1 protein-coding gene and 1 pseudogene are annotated in these 1,699 nt (G+C 76.3%); both read left to right on the forward strand.

Translation table 11 applies throughout. The features are described from left to right. Positions 1-81 precede the first annotated feature (81 nt). A complete protein-coding gene (eccB, locus tag ABZV34_RS39180; protein WP_356287983.1) occupies positions 82-1,461 on the forward strand; it encodes a type VII secretion protein EccB in 1,380 nt (459 codons plus the stop codon). Further along, positions 1,458-1,699 (forward strand): annotated as a pseudogene (locus ABZV34_RS39185) (hypothetical protein); the annotation flags it as partial. The gene eccB and the pseudogene ABZV34_RS39185, both read left to right, overlap by 4 nt.

The following is a 1,699-nucleotide window of genomic DNA, read 5'->3' on the forward strand; positions in this document are numbered from 1 at the left end:
TCGCCCTGCTCCCGCTGCTGCTCCAGTTCCTGGGCGTGTACGCCCACATCCGCGCGCTGGCCGGCTGAGGGGCGGCGGCAGATGCAGACGCGACGCGACCACCTGCACGCCCACCGGTTCGCCATGGGCCGGCTGGCCACCGCCCTGGTCAGCGGTGACACGGGCCGGGGCGAGAGTCCGACGAGGCGTTCCTCGCTCGGCACCTTCCTCGGAGCCGGCGTCGTGCTGCTCCTGTGCGCGGGATCCGCCGCCTTCGGATTGCTGTCCCCGGCCGCCGACACCGGCTGGCGCAAGCCGGGGTCCATCGTGGTGGAGCAGGAGACCGGCACCCGCTATCTCTTCCTGGGCGGCACGCTGCGCCCGGCGCGCAACTACGCCTCGGCCCTGCTGCTGGCCGGGCAGGGCGCCACGGTCCGTTCCGTCTCCGCGAAGTCGCTCGCCGGCACCCCGCACGGCGCCCCGGTCGGCATCAGCGGCGCACCCGACTCCCTGCCCGCGCCCACGGCACTGCTGCCGGGTCCGTGGACCTGGTGCCTGCGTCCGGACCTGGCCGGTGGCCAACTGCTCGACCTCGACCCGGCCGGGCAGACCTCCCCGGTCCCCGCCGACCGGCGCGTCCTGGTGGCGGGGCCCCACGGACAGCGCTTCGTGCTGTGGCGCGGCGTCAAGTACCCGCTGCCCGACGACGCCGCGCTGATCGCGCTGGGTCTGGACGGCGGTCACCCGCTCTCCGCCCTGCCGACCTGGCTCGACGCGCTCCCCACCGGCGTCCCGCTGGCTCCCGCGAAGATCCCCGGCAGCGGACGGGCGGCAGGGCAGGTGGGCGGGCACCGGGTGACGGTCGGCCAGCTCCTCGAGACGCCCGCGAGCGGCAGCCCCGCCGACGGGGGTACGGCGGCGACCGGAACGGCCCACCACTACGTGATGACCAGCACGGGCATCACCACGGCCAGCGCCACCGAGGCCGCCCTGCTGGCCGCCCGCCATGGCGCCCCGACCGTGCTGCGCGTGAGCGCGACCGACATCGCAGGCGCCCCGATCTCCCACGACCAGTCCCTGCTCACCACCCTGCCCGACGTGCTCGGCACGCACCCGATGAACCAGGCCGGCCAGGCGGTCTGCCTGCGCCAGCAGGCCCACGGCACCAAGCTGACCAGCCAGTTGGTCGTCGAGCGGGGGCCGGCCGCCACCAGCGGCCGGACCCTGCTCGTCCCGCCGGACACCGGCCTCCTGGCCGTCGACCTGGACCAGCTCGCCCGGCCGGACACCACCGCGCAGACCTTCCTGATCACCGATCAGGGGACCGCCTACCCGCTGGCCGACGGCAGCACCGCGGCAGCCCTTGGCCTGGGCGGCGGCGGCCGGACGGCCGTGCCGGAGAGCATCCTCGGCGCGCTGACGCGCGGTCCGCTGCTGGACACCCGCACAGCCGCCGACACCGTCCGGGAGGCCGGCCGATGACGCCACTGCCCGTGCCGTCCGTGCCGGCCACGCCGTCCGTGTCACCCGACGGTCCACGGCCCGGGTCCGAACGTCCGGGCGAGGCCGGGACCACGGTGCTCACCTCCCTCGAACCCACGCCGTGGGCGCCGCCCGCGCCGTCGTCCGCGGGTGGCGTCGGGGCCGGGCCGCCCACCGCACAGCCTGTGCCGCAGCCGCTCCGGCCGCCGCTCATGGGCAGGATCAAGCTGGAGTCCGG

Source organism: Streptomyces sp. NPDC005195, assembly GCF_040608315.1.
Taxonomy (GTDB): domain Bacteria; phylum Actinomycetota; class Actinomycetes; order Streptomycetales; family Streptomycetaceae; genus Streptomyces; species Streptomyces kaempferi.

Excerpts from the sequence above, each read along its gene's own strand:
- eccB (WP_356287983.1), top strand. The coding sequence starts at position 82 with ATGCAGACGCGACGCGACCACCTGCACGCCCACCGGTTCGCCATGGGC.